We start from the raw sequence: 13,879 nt of genomic DNA, 5'->3' as shown, positions 1-13,879 counted from the left end.
TCGCCGACAGAACCCGTGACGCCGGAAAAGACTCTCTGACGCGATCAGCGTGAATCCGATACACGTGTTCGCGATCGCTCTTCGACGTCCGATCGTGCTGTCGGATAGCTTGGTGCCCACACGCTGGGACGAAGAGTGGGGAGCCGAGTGGCAGGGGGCGACGCGACCGTCACCGCGGCCGACATCGCGCGGATGGCGGGAGTCGGCCGCGCGGCCGTGAGCAACTGGCGGCGGCGGCACGAGGACTTCCCCAGGCCCGTCGGAGGGACCGCGACCAGCCCCGCCTTCTCGCTGAGCGCCGTCGAGTCGTGGTTGCTGGCGCAGGGCAAGGTGCGGGAGCTCCCGTTGCGGGAGCGCGTCTGGCAGCAGATCCGGACCGCCGCGGACGACCTGCGTCTCGGCGAGGTCGTCGCCGAGGCCACCGAGCTCCTCCGCGGCGCGGGTGAACCGCGCACCGTCCCGGCCTCCGCCTGGAAGCTCGTCCGGGAGTACGCTGGGGAGCAGGGCGCCGCCGAGGTGACGCGTTTCCTGCTCGACCGCTACGCCGACGTCCACTCCCGCCGCCTGTCGGCGACTTCGCCCGAGGTCGCGGGCTTCATGGTGCGGCTGGCCGGACCGGGGATCAGGTCGGTTCTCGACCCGGCCTGCGGTCTCGGCGTCCTGCTCGCCGCTGCGGCCGGGCTCCCCGGGGTGGAGCGGGTCCGCGGACAGGAGGTCGAGGACGCCCTCGCGCGCCTGGCGCAGTCGCGCCTGGCCCTGATCCCGGTGGACAGCACGGTCGAGGCGGGCGACTCCCTCCGGCGTGACGCCTGGCCGGACGTGGCCGTGGACGCGGTGGTCTGCCATCCGCCCTTCAACGAGCGCAACTGGGGATACGACGAGCTCACCGGTGATCTGCGCTGGGAGTACGGCCTGCCGCCCAAGACCGAGTCCGAGCTCGCCTGGGTCCAGCACGCGCTCGCCCACCTGAGCCCGGGCGGTGTCGCGGTGCTGCTGATGCCCGTGATCACGGCCGCCCGCCGTTCCGGCCGCCGCATCCGCAGCAACCTCCTGCGGCGCGGCGCCCTCCAGGCCGTCATCGGCCTGCCCCCGGGCATGGCCTCCGGCACCGCACTCCCCGCGCACCTGTGGGTGCTGCGCAAGCCCGCGGGCGGCGGCCGTACCCCCTCACGCGTGCTGATGGCGGAGGCCGGCCCGGCGAGCTTCGGCGCGGTGGCCGAGCGCTGGCACGCCTTCCAGGCCGACCCGGAGGCGGACCTCGACCGCCCCGGCGAGAGCCGTACGGTCCCCATCATCGAGCTGATCGACGAGGACGTCGACGTCACCCCCTCCCGCCACCTGGGGACGGACGGCCACACCTCGGCGGACCTCTATCTCTCCCTCCGGGAGAGCCTGGCCGCGCAACTCGGACGCCTCCCGGACCTGGTCCCCTCGGCCGTCCCGGGTCCGGGGCGGGAACCGCCGACGGTCACCCTCCAGGAGCTGGAGCGGACCGGAGCACTGACCGTCCTGTCCGCCGGGCGTTTCGACATCGACGGCACAGGCGATCTCGTGCTCACCGACCACCACGTGTTCCACGGGGGTCCGGTGGAGACCCGCACCAGCCCCGAGGGCCGGATCAGGGTCGAGCCGGGGGACGTGGTCGTGACCACCCGGGGCAGCGCTCTGGCGACCGTGGTGGCCGAGGAGCCCGGCCTGCTCCTCGGCCCGCGTCTCACCCTGCTGAGACCGGAGCCCGGCCGGCTCGACCCGTTCTTCCTCGCCGGGTTCGTGCGCGCCCTGGCCCTCGCACCCGCGACCGGCGCCCCGCCGGGCGCGACCCGTCTCGACTCGCGCCGCGCGCAGGTGCCGCGCATGCCGCTCCGGGAGCAGGAACGGTACGGTGCCGTCTTCCGGAAGATCTTCACCTTCGAGGCCGGGATGCGTGAGCTGACCGCGAGCGTGGACCGGGCGACCGCCGCCCTCGCCCGGGGCCTGGCCCGGGGCACCCTCGTCCCTCCCCCTCCGGACGCCTGACACCTGACACCTGACGCGAACCGCTACGCCGGCCAGTGGGCGGGACGGGCGAGGGAGGGCGGCAGCTTCGTGGTGGCGTCGCCCCTGGCCGCGTCGAGCTGGGACCGGATGAGGAAGATGCTCTCGGTGAGGTCGGCGCCCCGCAGGTCGGCGCCGCGGAAGTCGGCTCCGAGGAGGTCCGCCGTCCGCAGGTCGGCGCCGCGCAGGTCGGCCCCGATGAGGTAGGCCCCTCTCAGGTTGGCGCCCCGCAGGTCGGCGCCCTTGAGCCTGGCCCCGATGAGGTCGGCCCCCCTGCGCTCCTTCTTCCTGCCCCCTGCCCCGGCCCGCGCCAGCTCGCTCGCGCGCTGCAGGAGGTCACCGGCCTCACGCCGGTGCGCCGCCACGTCCACCTTGAGCAGGGCGTCGGGGCCGTCCTGGGTGAGGCGTTCGATCCCGTCGCGCACCCGGCGGATCTCGGCGTGGATCGGGCGGGCCGGGGGCAGCGCCAGCGCCTCGGTCAGGTACCACAGCAGCTCGTGGAGGTTCCGCATGACCGGGAACACCTCGAACATCTGCCCGGCCGTCCCCGGTCTGCGCCGCCAGTCCTTCCCGCCGAAGGTGACCTGGGAGACCTGCTGCCCCGCGCCGAAGCAGTCGTAGACGGTGCAGCCGGTGAAGCCCCGCTGCCGCAGGTGCCGGTGAATGCCGCAGCGGAAGTCCTCCCGCAGGTTGGGGCAGGCCTTCCCGGCCGGTTTGTCGATCGCGAAGTCCGACGAGGCGGTGAAGGCCGGCGCGACGCAGCACAGCCCGAAACAGCGCTCGCAGTCGGCTCGCAGGCGGGTGCGGCCCCCGTCGGCGGAGGGCCCCGCCTGGGGTGATGCGTGGTCGCGTGCGTCGGACACCGTAGGTGATCTCCTGAGGTCGGGAGCACCGGCCGGATCCCGGCGGTTCCGGGATCCCGGATGCCCGGCGGTTGCGGTGCTCAGGTTTCAGCGTGTTCGGGCGCCGGTCTGTTCCGGCGTCAGCGGATCCGACCGGCGGATCCGGCGTAAGGACCCTACTCGCTCGGAGCCGGTGTCCCGGGCCGGGTGCCGTCGCGGACCCGTCTGCGGCGACCGGCCGGACCCACGTTCACCGCGCATGACTTTCGTCACAGCCGTCCTGTGCTTTTTTACGTTCCCCGTCGCGACACGAACCCCGCTAATTGCACTGGAACATCATTCGAACCGAAACGCCGGCGCGGGGGCACTGCCGCCGGCTCGGAAATCAGCACGGAAAGGCATACGACCATGCGGAAGATCTGGTCGCTCGCGGCCATTGCGATGATCGCGGGGGGCGTCCAGGCAGGACTGGCCCTGCCGGCATACGCGGACACCGGGGTGAGCGTGAGCAGCGCCAACCTGCGCGTGACCGCGGCCGACGGGAAGGCCAACGAGATCACTATCTCGTTCTCGGCCCAGGGCGACGTCGTGGTCACCGACACCGGGGACGTGGTCCGGCCCGGCAGCGGCTGCCTCCGGCAGACACCCAACTCGGTGGTCTGCCCGGGTGTCCAGGTGATCCAGGCGGACCTCAAGGACCTCGACGACACCTTCACCAACACCACCGGCATCGGCGCCCGTGTGAAGGGCGGGACCGGCGAGGACACCATGACCGCCGGCAGCGGCGGCGACACCTTCACCGGAGGCCCCGGCGACGACGTCTTCACCGGCGGAGCCGGCAGCGACAACATGGTCGCCGACCGCGCCCCCGACGGGACGGACGTCTTCAGCGGCGGCCCCGGCGCCGACACGGCCGTCTACAACGACCGGATCGTCCCGCAGACCGTCTCCCTCGACGGCGTGGCGAACGACGGCTCCACCGGGGAGAACGACAACATGCGGGCCGACGTGGAGAACGTCTTCGGCGGCGCGCTCGGCGACACCCTCACCGGCAACGGCCTGGCGAACGAGATCCGCGGCGGGCGGGGCGACGACACGCTCACCGGCCGGGGCGGCGCCGACGTCCTCAGCGGTGGCGGCGGCACCGACACCTGCAACTCCGACGCCGCCGACACGGAGTTCGGCTGCGAGATCTGAGGCACTCTTCCCCGCCACCCTGTCACCCCGTCACCCCGCTGTCGCCTCACCGCAGCGGGGTGACGGCGTCACGGGCGTGGTCGGCCACGGCGGCCCCGACCACGGTCGCCTCGATCGGCAGTACGTCCATGCAGAGCCGGATCGCGTCCAGCAGTTTCGGGAAGGGCACCCGCATGGACAACGTGCAGTGCGGCACCCAGCGGCCCGGCAGGTAGACCTCGAAACCACCGATCCCGGCCTCGGTGAGGCGGGCGTGCACCGCCGCGTGGTGGGCCAGCAGCTCCGTCGTGGGAACCGGGCCCAGCCAGAGCACCCGGCCCAGGAACTGCCCGACGAAGTCGAACCGGAGCTCGAACGGGCGGGCGACCTCCATCCCCCGCAGCGCCTGCGCCACCGCGGGGCCGTCCAGCCGCGAGGCGCTGATCAGTGAGACGTGCGGGCGGTGGCGGCCCTTCAGCAGGTCCCGCATCGACGGGACGCCCTCCCTGGCCAGGGCCTCCCACAACGTCCTGATCCGCTTCTCGGCGACCGGGTCGAGATAGAGCTCCAGCGCGGCGACCATGGTCGAAGACTAGTCCGCCCGGCGTGGCTCCCAGGAGGGGGACCCGTGGCCGCACGCCCAGGCGCAGGGCGCCGCGATGCGCGGGGACGTCTTTGACCCGGGTCCGTGGATGGACCGGAACCGACAGGGTAGGTCGCCATCCGACAACATCCGGACCGAGGAGTGACGATCCGATGAGCGAATACGAGCGTTCCCGGACGATGACCGCCCCACCCGGCGTGGTCTTCGACCGGGCCAGCGACGTGGACCGGCTCGACAGTTGGCTCCCCCGGGACCTGCACGTGCGATCCGAAGACCTGCCCGCGGTGACCGTGCATGAGGACGCCACCGGCAAGGACGAGCGCGGGTTGTTCCGCGCCCAGCGCGACCAGCTCCGCATGGAGTGGGGCACCCGTGACGACGGCCGCTACGCGGGGTGGCTGCAGATCACGACCATCAGCGACCAGGCGAGTGAGGTGACCGTGCACCTGTCCTTCTTCGACGAGGAGCACGCCCCGCCCGCCGAGGAGGTCGACCACGCCCTGGAGAAGAGCCTGGAGCGGCTCGCCGAGCAGGTGCGCGCGTAACGGCATCCCTCGGCCGACGCGCGCCTCCGCCGGAGACCACGGCCCCCGCGGCTCGTGGTCTCCGGCGCGAACGCCTCCCCGGACCGGGCGGACGCCGCAGGTCAGGAGCGCCCGGATCTCAGCAGCCCGGCCGTGCCGGGAACGTGCGGGGCGGTACGGGGCCGCAGCGCCCCGGCGAGCAGGGCGCCCGTCAGGGTGACGGCCGCGATCAGGCCGAACGTGGCGGGCAGCGAGGTCGCGTGGGCGATCCAGCCGGTGACAGCGGGGGCGATCAGGCTGGAGAGGTAGGTGAACGTGGCGATTCCCGCCACCCCCTGGCCGGGTTCCGGGGTGGCGTTGCCCCCGGCAGTGAAGGCCAGCGGGGCGATCACCGCGACGCCCAGCCCGAGCAGGACGAATCCCGTGATCGCCAGGAACGGGGTCCGGGCGATCGCCACCAGGACGGTGCCGGCGGTGGCGAGCAGGCCGCCCGCCCGGACGGCCGTGACCGGCCCGAGCCTGCGGACGATCGAATCGCCGGAGAGCCTGGCGGCGGCCATGGACAGGGAGAACAGGGCGTAGCACGCGGCCGCGACGCCTTCACCGCCGCCGGTGACGTTCTTGACGTAGACCGCGGCCCAGCTCTGGCTGGCGCCCTCGGCGAAGGTCGCGCAGAACCCGACGGCGCCGATCGCGAGGACCGTCCGGGGCGGCACGGTGAACCGGGGCGGGGTCTTCTCCCCGGGCTCCGGCCAGGTGTCGAGGAGCGTGCGGCTCAGCACGACGCCGAAGACGAGCAGCACCAGCGCCGTCACCCCGTGGTGGAGCCGCGCGTCGACGCCCAGCTGGGCGGCGACCGTCCCGACTCCGGCGCCGGCGAGGCATCCCACGCTCCACATCCCGTGGAGCCCGGACATGATCGGGCGTTCCAGTCTCCGTTCGACGATCACCCCCTGGGCGTTCATGGTGACGTCGCACATGCCCGCGGCGGCGCCGTACAGCAGGAAGATGACGCAGAGCCAGCCGAACCCGGGGGCCAGCGAGGGCAGCGGCAGCGCCGCGCACCACAGGACGAGCAGGATCCGGGTGGTCGAACGCCCGCCGTAACGATGGGTGAGACGGGCGGCCATCGGCATGGCGACGAAGGCCGCCAGAGCTGGACAGAACAGGGCGAACCCCAAGGCAGCGGGACTCAGCCCAAGGTGATCCTGCAGCCACGGGATACGCGTCGCCATGCTGCCGGCGACGGCACCGTGCACCGCGAAGACGGCAGCGACGGCGATCCTGGCACGTTGAAGATCGGTACGCATAATGCTAAAAAATTAACAGGCAGGCTTCCTGATGAAAAGAGGACAGATGAAGACCGCGACCCCGCAGATGGCGCGGGCGATCAACGACCGCCTCGCGCTGGACCTGCTGCTGGAGCGCGGCCCGCTGACCGCCCCCCAGCTCAGGGCGCTGACCGGTCTGTCCCGCCCCACCGTGTCCGACCTGATCGAGCGGCTACGGGTCAACGGACTGATCGAGGTCGCCGGGGAGAGCGGGGAGGACCGCCGGGGGCCGAACGCCCGCCTGTACGGCATCGTCGCCGACCGCGCCCACGTGGCCGGGGTCGACGTGCGCCGCTCCGCCGTCAACGTCACCGTCGCCGACATCACCGGCCGGACCGTCGGCTCGGCCGTACGGTCCCTGCGGCCCGGCGACGACCTGGCCGAGCTCATCGTCGCCGCGGTCGCCGAGGCGGCCGGGGCCCGGAGCATGCACGCCGTCGTCCTGGGCGCTCCCGGCCTGGTGGACCCGGCCGCCGGGGACCTGGTGGCCGACAACGGCGTGCCCGGCTGGAAACCCAACCTGCTCCAGGCCCTGCGCACCCGGATCGACGCCCCGGTCACCCTGGAGAACGAGGTCAACCTCGCCGCCGTCGCCGAGCACCGGGCCGGGTCCGCCCGGGGCCGCGACGACTTCGTCCTGCTCTGGCTGGACGACGGGGTCGGCGCGGCCGTCACTCTCGGCGGGCGGCTGAGGCGCGGCGTCTCCGGGGGCGCGGGCGAGATCGGGTTCCTCCGGCCGGGCGGCACGGCGATCTGCGATCTGGTGACGACCGAGGCCGCTCGCGCCCTGGAACCGGACTCCCTCGCGAGCCTGATCGCCGAGATCGCCTTCACCCTGGTCGCCGTCCTCGACCCGGGGCTGGTCGTCCTCGGCGGGGATACCGGCCACTCCGGCGGCGACGCGCTGGCGGCGCGGACCGGCGAGCATCTGGCCGCCCTCTCCCCCGTCCCGGTCCAGGTACGGCCGAGCACGGTGGAGGGCAACGCGGTCCTGCGCGGCGCGCTGTTCACCGCCCTGTCCATCGCGCACCAGGACGTCTTCGGCGGCGTCCCGGGATGACGTCCGCGACGACGGCGACCGTGAATCTTTCATCCCGCCCCGCTCCGGCGGCACGTTTCTGAGCTGCACGGACGTTCCGGCCCGCCGCGCCCGGCGGGAGCGTTTCGTTTACACCCCCCGGGCACCGTCCTAGAGTCCGGTTCGCGTGAGCGCTCGCTGCATCGATCGGTAGTCCGCCACCCGAAAGGTCGGTCAGTTCAGTGCGCAATTGGCGAAGAATCGCTGTCGCCTGCGCGGCCACGGTGATGTCCGCGCTCCTCGCGGTCGTCCTCGTCCCCAGCTCGGCCTCGGCCCACGGCGCCATGATGGTGCCCGGCAGCCGGACCTTCTTCTGCTGGCAGGACGGGCTCAGCCCGCAGGGGAACATCGTCCCCATCAACCCCGCCTGCTCGGCCGCCGTGGCCCAGAGCGGCGCCAACTCCCTCTACAACTGGTTCAGCGTCCTGCGCTCCGACGGCGCCGGCCGGACCCGGGGCTTCATCCCCGACGGGCAGCTGTGCAGCGGTGGAAACCCCAACTTCAGCGGGTTCGACCTCGCGCACGAGGACTGGCCGGTGACCCACCTGACCTCCGGAGCGCAGATCCAGTTCCGGTACAACAAGTGGGCCGCCCACCCGGGCTGGTTCTACCTCTACGTCACCAAGGACGGCTGGAACCCGAACCGGCCGCTCACCTGGAACGACCTGGAGGAGCAGCCCTTCCACACCGCCGACCACCCGCCGAGCGTCGGCTCGCCCGGCACCAACGACGCCCACTACTACTGGAACGCCACCCTGCCCTCGGGCAAGTCGGGCCGCCACATCGTCTACTCGGTGTGGAAGCGCTCCGACAGCGCCGAGACCTTCTACAACTGCTCCGACGTCGTCTTCGACGGCGGCGACGGCGAGGTGACGGGCGTCGGCCGTCCGGGCCCCACTCCCACCGTCACGCCGACGGTCACCCCCACGGTCACCCCGACCGGCGACCCCGGCTCCTGCACGGCCACCTACAAGACCGTCACCTCCTGGTCGGGCGGCTTCCAGGGTGAGGTCACGGTGAAGAACCCCGGCACCGCCGCCATCAACGGCTGGACCGTCAAGTGGGATCTCGCCACCGGCAGTTCCATCAACAGCCTGTGGAACGGCACCCACACGGTCTCCGGGTCCACGGTCACCGCGAAGAACGCCGACTGGAACCGGACGATCCAGGCCGGCGGGTCGGTGACCTTCGGCTTCACCGCCAACGGCACCAGCGGTTCCCCCGCCCCCACCTGCGCCAGTCCCTGACGACCCGCGGCCCCGGCCGGTCCGGCCGGGGCCCCTCCGCCCAGGAAGGAGGCCCGGCATGTCCCGGGGGAAGATCACGACGCTGATGGGCGCCGTCTCCCTCGGCGCGGCGGTGGCGCTGATCGCGGCAGCCTGCGTCGGAGGGCCCGCGGTCCCGTCGCCCGGGCACCCCGCCGCGCACGGGGCCTCCCCCGCCGCGCCGCCCGCGCCGCCATCGCCCGGTCAACCCGGACCATCAGGACAAGCCGAGCAGCCCGTACCGGCCGGACAGTCCGTACCGGCCGGACAGTCCGCGTCGCCGTCCCATGCCCGGCCCCCGTCCCCGATCGCCGGGTGCACGGCAACGATCACCCTCGTCGAGTCCTGGCCGGGTGGTTACCGGGGCACCGCGACGATCACCAACAGGACCGGCGGCCCGATGCGCGACTGGTACATCCAGTGGCTCCTCCCGCGAGGGGTGACCGTCACCCAGGCGTGGAAGGGCACGCACATGCAGAGCGGCCCCATCGCGATGATCCACGCCCCGGCCGACGACCCCGTGCTGGCCCCGGGGGCCACCGTCTCCGAGATCGGTTTCATCGGCGCCGCCCCCACACCCCCGTCCTTCACCGACATCACCTGCGGCTAAGTGCCCGTCCAGGAGTTCCGCGCGCGCCCGGCTGTGAGATCACCGAAGCCTGCGGGCGTCGGCACGAGGCGACCATGGAACCGTTTCGCCGACATCGGCGTCTTACGCGCATAGATATCAACGACGCCCCCACCGTGATCCCGACACGCCGGCGGCGCGGACCCCGACTGTGGCTCGCCGCGACGATCGCAGCCGGCCTGGTCCTCGCCGGGATCTTCCTGCTGCGCGCCCCCGCGGTCCCGCAGCCGGTCTCCGGCCGCCCCACCGCCCTCCCGGCCGCCGCCACGCCGGCACCGCTTCACCGGATCACGGCGGACTCGTCGACCGCCGGGTGTGATTGGCGCAACACGCCGGCCGGAGACGCGCACTCGATCTGGCTGCTCGGCGTCCGGCGGTCCCGGATCGCCACCCCGGCCCAGCCCGTCTCCCTCCTCATGGCCGACCTCGACCATGACAGGTGTTCGGATGTCGTGACCGGGCTCACCGACGGCACAGTAATGATCATCTGGGGTGAGAAACACGGGAGCACGCCGACCCGGATCCTGCGCCCTCCATCCGGCCGCGGCGGCAGCGCCTTCGGGCGCTCCCTGACGGCGTACCGCAACATCCTCGCCGTCGGCGCGCCGTACGACGGCGATCCCGGTGCGCCCGCCTCCGGAGCGGTCTACGTGTACGCTTTCACCGGCCGCACACCCGGCGAATCCCAGCGAATCAGCCAGAACAGTCCGGGAGTGGTCGGCAGCAGCGAGCCCGGCGACCACTTCGGCTGGTCCCTGGCCGCAGGGCGGTTCCCCGAGCGCCCCGGTATCGCCCTCGCGGTCGGCGCGCCGGACGAGAACACCGACGGCGCCGGGGCGGGGAACGGCGCCGGGGCGGGGAACGGCCCCGGGGTCAAATCCGCGGGTGCGATGACCCTGCTCATCGACCCGCTGACCGATGCTCGGCGCAGCCGCAAGTACACCTATGCGCAGGGCGCCGTACCGGGCGCCCGATACGGCTACGCGCTCGCGGCCGGCAACCTCGACGAGGAGAGTCACCTCCTGGTCGGCGCCCCCGGCGTGGACGCCGTCGACGTCATCACGACCCACGGACACCGGCCACTGGAGGTGTCCGACACGCTGCTCTCCCCTCAGCCGGGCGTCCACTTCGGAACCGCCGTGGCCATGGCCGACGGGCGGGCCGTCGTCGGCATGCCGCAGGCGGGTGACGGCCGTGGAGCCGTCAGCGTGGGTTTGGTGAGCCCGCGCGCCCGGCCGGCGACGGTGCTCACCGCGCCGGACGGTCACCCGGGCGACCGTTTCGGCGCCACCGTCACGATCACCGACAGCCTCAAGCTCGTCGTCGGAGCCCCCGGCCACGCCGGTGTCGGTGCCGTCACCCTGTACGACCTGGACACGCTGGAGACCCTCGACAGGCTGGCTCCGGCTTCGGGCGCCTCCGGCTTCGGCGGTGTTCTGAGCGATCACGCGCCGGCCTGGTAACCGTGCCACCGCACCCCGGGCCGGCACGTCGATAGTGTCCTGCCCATGGACGGTGTTGTGAGCACTACCGAAGCCGACCACGTCACCGGCCCGGGAGACGAACCCGGACGCTCTGTCGTGTTGATGTGCGGCATCGCCGGTTCTGGCAAGACAACCTATGCGCAGGCTCTGGAACGACGCGGCTACGTCCGGCTGTCGATCGATGAATCGATCTGGGAGCGGTTCGGGCGCGATGGCGCGCTCTTCGATCCGCAGGAGTACGAGGAGCACAAAGCCGCCACCGAGGAGATGCTGTGGCACGAATTGGTGCGGTTGATGCGAGCGGGCCGGTCGGTGGTCTTGGACTACAGCTTCTGGCAGCGTGCGAAGCGTGACCGGTACAAGGCCTTGATCGAAGATCACGGCTACCGGTGGGAGCTCGTCTACCTCAAGGCGGACCCGGAAACGTTGCGCCGGCGGCTCGCCGTACGCAACGCGCTGGAGGGAGCGAACTGCGTCACGGTGTCCGAGGACCTTCTGCAGCGTTATCTGGCCGGCTTCGAGGAGCCGGCCGGGGAAGGTGAACGCACGATCGCGCAACGGTGAGACGAGTGCGCCGGGACGCCGTTAATCCGGTTGAATCACGAGAACGGCGCCTGGTAGGTATCGCTGTGTCTCTCATATCCGATCGATCGGAGTGCGCCGGTGCCGACCGGAAAGCTCGTGCGGCTGCGTCCCATGGAACCGTCCGACGCCGAGGCGCTGTGGCGATGGAACAGCGATCCCGACGTCATGCGCTGGATGGACGAGGGATATCCGAGTTCACTCGCCCAGACCGTCGAGCGCGTCGAGAACCGCGGGCGGAATTCGTACGACGACGTGCTCCTCGGGATCGAGACCCTCGACGGGGGGCGGCTGATCGGGCTCGTACGCCTGCGGGACGCCGAACCGGAGATCGGCAACGCCGAGCTCGACATCTACATCGGCGAGAAGGACTGCTGGGGCAAGGGCTACGGCACCGACGCCACCCGGGAGATCTGCCGGTACGGCTTCGACAAGATGCGGCTGCACTCGATCGCGCTCTGGGTCGTCGCCGAGAACACCGCGGCGATCCGGGTCTACGAGAAGGTCGGCTTCACCCAGGACGGCAGGCAGCGCGACGCGTTCCGCCGCGACGGGAAATGGCACGACATGGTTCTCATGACCATGCTGGAAGGCGAGCTGGCCGGCTGAGACAGCCGCCGGTAAAACGTGTTGCGCCGGGCCGTCCCGGAACAACACAATTGATTCACAGGAACCGCCGAAAGGAAAAAGAATGCGTATCCGACGCCGAATGAGCATGGCCGGGCAGGTTCGCATGTGACGATTGGCGACGTCCCATGCGAGCCGTCCCGGACATGTTCCCGGGGCGGCTCTTCGCATTCCCGGCGGGTGGGGGCGCTGGCGTGCCCGGTGGTTTCATAAGCCACCCCAGGTGGGTTCGATTCCCACACCCGCCACGGATTCTCCATTATTTCATCGAAGAATTCCGGCCTTCGTGGCGCAGCGGAGAGCGCGCCTGCTTGCGGAGCAGGAGGACGCTGGTTCGAATCCAGCCGGAGGCACCACCCTTCCTGGTCCGGGACTCCACACGGGATCCAGGACTCCACGACCGCGACCTGGGGCTCCACGCCCTCGGCCTCGTGGCGGCGGTCATTCCCGAGACGCGGCCATACCGAAGGGACTGGTTTTACCCCTACCATTCCCTCGTTATGTGATGGATCGCTCCATTGAGCTGTGAGGTCGCGTGTTCGGAATCATCCGCCCGTGCGGTGAGCACGGGTGCCCGTCCCTCCACCGGGCGTGGCGGGCGCACCTGTGCGGGCTGTGCCTGACGTTGCGGGACGGGCAGGGACACGGAGGGCGACTGGCCACCAACTACGACACCCTGATCATCTCGGTCCTCGCCGAGGCCCAGCTGCCGTCCGCCTCCCCGCACCGGACCGCGGGCCCCTGCGCGCTGCGCGGGTTCCGCTCCGCCGACGTGGTGGACGCCCGGGCCCAGGGGGCGCAGCTCGCGGCCGCGGTCTCGCTGGTGCTCGCCGCGGGCCGGATCCGCGATCAGGTGGTGGACGGCGACGTCGCCGCCGGGACCGGACCGGCCCGGATGAGGCTGGCGGCCCGCTGGGAGGCCAGTGGGGCGCGGCTGGGGGCGGGGGTCGGGTTCGACACCGCCGTCCTGGCCTCCACCGTGGACCGGCAGCTCGACCTGGAGCGCCGGGCCGCCTCCCCGTCCGGGCCCGGCGGTTCCGGCGGTTCCGGCGGTTCCGGAGCCCGGCCGATCACGCTCCTCGACCTGACCCGCCCGGCGGAGGACGCCGTCGCCGCGGCGTTCGCCCACACGGCGGTGCTCGCCGGGCGGCCCGGCAACGCCGACGCCCTGGCCGAGGCGGGCAGGTTCTTCGGCCGGATCGCCCACCTGCTCGACGCGGTCGAGGACCAGGAAGACGACGACGCGCGGGGCCGGTTCAACCCGCTGACCGCCACGGGCGCCACCAGGCGGGAGGCGCGGCGGCTCTGCGACGACGCCGTACACGGCCTCACCCTGGCGTTGCGGGATATGGAGCTCCAGGAGCGTCACCTGGTGGAGGTGCTCCTCGGAACCGAGGTACGGCGGGCGGTCGAGCGCGCCTTCCGCGACCATCCCGCGGATGCCTCCTACGAGCGGCCGGGATGGATCCGCAAGTCGGCAGCCGGGGTGGCGACCTTCTTCACCTGCGGAATGTGGCGGCCCCGGTGGAGCAGGCGCAGGGGTCTGCCGCGCAGCGAGCGCTGCTACCTGCGTGACGCCGACTGCTGCAGCTGCTGTGACTGCGACTGCTGCGGTTGCTGCGCCTGAGTCCCCGCACCGGCTGCGGCCCGCCGGCCGCCCGCCGGACCGGGCGTATCCGGCGGAGTGGGCGCGGTCCCGCAGCT

13 protein-coding genes and 2 tRNA genes are annotated in these 13,879 nt (G+C 72.1%); 12 read left to right on the top strand and 3 right to left on the bottom strand.

Annotation, left to right across the window (positions count from 1 at the left end; genetic code table 11):
* The first annotated feature begins 147 nt into the window (after positions 1–147).
* Positions 148–2,016 carry an N-6 DNA methylase gene (locus tag IEZ08_RS29185; RefSeq protein WP_189243389.1) on the top strand — a complete coding sequence of 623 codons (1,869 nt, stop codon included), beginning with the start codon at positions 148–150 and terminating at the stop codon, positions 2,014–2,016.
* Between the two features lie 23 nt (positions 2,017–2,039).
* Here the strand turns inward: IEZ08_RS29185 and IEZ08_RS29180 are convergent, their stop codons facing one another.
* Positions 2,040–2,897, bottom strand: coding sequence for a pentapeptide repeat-containing protein (locus IEZ08_RS29180; protein WP_068926011.1), 858 nt, complete (start codon positions 2,895–2,897; stop codon positions 2,040–2,042).
* A 387-nt stretch (positions 2,898–3,284) separates the two neighbouring features.
* Here IEZ08_RS29180 and IEZ08_RS29175 point away from each other — a divergent pair, with 387 nt between their 5' ends.
* On the top strand, positions 3,285–4,073 hold the full coding sequence (locus IEZ08_RS29175; RefSeq protein WP_068926013.1) for a calcium-binding protein: 789 nt from the start codon (positions 3,285–3,287) through the stop codon (positions 4,071–4,073).
* Between the two features lie 46 nt (positions 4,074–4,119).
* Here IEZ08_RS29175 and IEZ08_RS29170 read toward each other — a convergent pair whose 3' ends face one another.
* The gene (locus tag IEZ08_RS29170) at positions 4,120–4,635 is read right to left on the bottom strand and encodes a 2'-5' RNA ligase family protein (RefSeq protein WP_068926015.1); all 516 of its coding nucleotides are present in this window, start codon (positions 4,633–4,635) and stop codon (positions 4,120–4,122) included.
* 173 nt (positions 4,636–4,808) lie between these two features.
* On the opposite strand from IEZ08_RS29170, the gene IEZ08_RS29165 reads away from it, so the two are divergent.
* Positions 4,809–5,201 carry a hypothetical protein gene (locus IEZ08_RS29165; protein WP_068926017.1) on the top strand — a complete coding sequence of 131 codons (393 nt, stop codon included), beginning with the start codon at positions 4,809–4,811 and terminating at the stop codon, positions 5,199–5,201.
* Positions 5,202–5,302: 101 nt separating this feature from the next.
* Here the strand turns inward: IEZ08_RS29165 and IEZ08_RS29160 are convergent, their stop codons facing one another.
* Positions 5,303–6,490, bottom strand: a complete 1,188-nt coding sequence (locus tag IEZ08_RS29160; protein ID WP_068926018.1) for an MFS transporter — start codon at positions 6,488–6,490, stop codon at positions 5,303–5,305.
* Positions 6,491–6,536: 46 nt separating this feature from the next.
* On the opposite strand from IEZ08_RS29160, the gene IEZ08_RS29155 reads away from it, so the two are divergent.
* The 9 genes from IEZ08_RS29155 (at position 6,537) to IEZ08_RS29115 (ending at position 13,802) form a co-directional block, all read left to right on the top strand.
* Positions 6,537–7,571, top strand: coding sequence for an ROK family transcriptional regulator (locus IEZ08_RS29155; RefSeq protein ID WP_068926020.1), 1,035 nt, complete (start codon positions 6,537–6,539; stop codon positions 7,569–7,571).
* Between the two features lie 245 nt (positions 7,572–7,816).
* Positions 7,817–8,836, top strand: coding sequence for a lytic polysaccharide monooxygenase auxiliary activity family 9 protein (locus IEZ08_RS29150; RefSeq protein WP_189243388.1), 1,020 nt, complete (start codon positions 7,817–7,819; stop codon positions 8,834–8,836).
* Between the two features lie 58 nt (positions 8,837–8,894).
* Positions 8,895–9,464 (top strand): cellulose binding domain-containing protein, encoded by a 570-nt coding sequence (locus IEZ08_RS29145; protein ID WP_068926023.1) that lies wholly within the window; start codon positions 8,895–8,897, stop codon positions 9,462–9,464.
* A gap of 134 nt (positions 9,465–9,598) precedes the next feature.
* Entirely contained in the window at positions 9,599–10,945 is a 1,347-nt protein-coding gene (locus IEZ08_RS29140; RefSeq protein ID WP_189243387.1) for an FG-GAP repeat protein, read from the top strand.
* Positions 10,946–10,990: 45 nt separating this feature from the next.
* A complete protein-coding gene (locus IEZ08_RS29135; RefSeq protein ID WP_084780599.1) occupies positions 10,991–11,530 on the top strand; it encodes a P-loop nucleotide/nucleoside kinase family protein in 540 nt (179 codons plus the stop codon).
* A 99-nt stretch (positions 11,531–11,629) separates the two neighbouring features.
* Complete coding sequence (locus tag IEZ08_RS29130; protein WP_176728589.1) at positions 11,630–12,157, top strand: GNAT family N-acetyltransferase; 528 nt, start codon at positions 11,630–11,632, stop codon at positions 12,155–12,157.
* A gap of 193 nt (positions 12,158–12,350) precedes the next feature.
* Positions 12,351–12,423, top strand: a tRNA-Met gene (locus tag IEZ08_RS29125).
* 32 nt (positions 12,424–12,455) lie between these two features.
* Positions 12,456–12,531 (top strand) — tRNA-Arg (locus IEZ08_RS29120).
* Between the two features lie 179 nt (positions 12,532–12,710).
* Entirely contained in the window at positions 12,711–13,802 is a 1,092-nt protein-coding gene (locus IEZ08_RS29115; protein ID WP_189243386.1) for a DUF5685 family protein, read from the top strand.
* The last annotated feature ends 77 nt before the right edge of the window (positions 13,803–13,879 follow it).

It is taken from the genome of Planobispora rosea, from assembly GCF_014648175.1.
GTDB lineage: Bacteria > Actinomycetota > Actinomycetes > Streptosporangiales > Streptosporangiaceae > Planobispora > Planobispora rosea.
Note: the sequence above shows the minus strand (reverse complement) of the source record. Positions and strands in the feature narration are given on the sequence as shown.

Coding starts and splice junctions, on each gene's coding strand:
- IEZ08_RS29135 (WP_084780599.1), top strand. CDS start 10,991: ATGGACGGTGTTGTGAGCACTACCGAAGCCGACCACGTCACCGGCCCG.
- IEZ08_RS29145 (WP_068926023.1), top strand. CDS start 8,895: ATGTCCCGGGGGAAGATCACGACGCTGATGGGCGCCGTCTCCCTCGGC.
- IEZ08_RS29170 (WP_068926015.1), bottom strand. CDS start 4,635: ATGGTCGCCGCGCTGGAGCTCTATCTCGACCCGGTCGCCGAGAAGCGG.
- IEZ08_RS29155 (WP_068926020.1), top strand. CDS start 6,537: ATGAAGACCGCGACCCCGCAGATGGCGCGGGCGATCAACGACCGCCTC.
- IEZ08_RS29165 (WP_068926017.1), top strand. CDS start 4,809: ATGAGCGAATACGAGCGTTCCCGGACGATGACCGCCCCACCCGGCGTG.
- IEZ08_RS29175 (WP_068926013.1), top strand. CDS start 3,285: ATGCGGAAGATCTGGTCGCTCGCGGCCATTGCGATGATCGCGGGGGGC.
- IEZ08_RS29150 (WP_189243388.1), top strand. CDS start 7,817: ATGTCCGCGCTCCTCGCGGTCGTCCTCGTCCCCAGCTCGGCCTCGGCC.
- IEZ08_RS29160 (WP_068926018.1), bottom strand. CDS start 6,490: ATGCGTACCGATCTTCAACGTGCCAGGATCGCCGTCGCTGCCGTCTTC.